Raw genomic sequence first — 360 nt, 5'->3', positions numbered from 1 at the left:
AACGAACCACTTTCACGTTCACGGAGAAACCAATGCCGATTCGAATCACCTCTGTTATTCCCGGAGCGGAACCGGCACCTGGGCTCCCACAAACGCCATTCATTTTAAGATTTTTTCCGGTGAAAACGGTGAACTGAAGCATGGCATGTATGGAAGCGGTTATACCACCGTGGAATACAGCGGCGAAATGATCAGCAAGATGTACCGATACTTACCACCTGCCGGAACAACGCAGGGCGGGATTCGGGACGTACTGACCTATACATGGAACGGCGAGTATTTGAAACGAGGAGGGCTATAACCATTTTCGGATTGAATGAAACCCTGTTATCGTTTTTGCGGCGGCAGGTGGGCTTACGA

General features: G+C 50.0%; 1 protein-coding gene. It reads left to right on the top strand.

Features of this window, described 5'->3' with window-relative positions; genetic code table 11:
* The coding region (locus tag H1S01_RS20965; protein WP_188042201.1) for a hypothetical protein at window positions 1-301 on the top strand (301 nt) is incomplete at its 5' end.
* Window positions 302-360: the final 59 nt, after the last annotated feature.

Origin of the sequence: Heliobacterium chlorum (assembly GCF_014502795.1) — a bacterium.
In the GTDB taxonomy this organism is placed as follows: Bacteria; Bacillota; Desulfitobacteriia; order Heliobacteriales; family Heliobacteriaceae; genus Heliobacterium; species Heliobacterium chlorum.
Note: the sequence above shows the minus strand (reverse complement) of the source record. Positions and strands in the feature narration are given on the sequence as shown.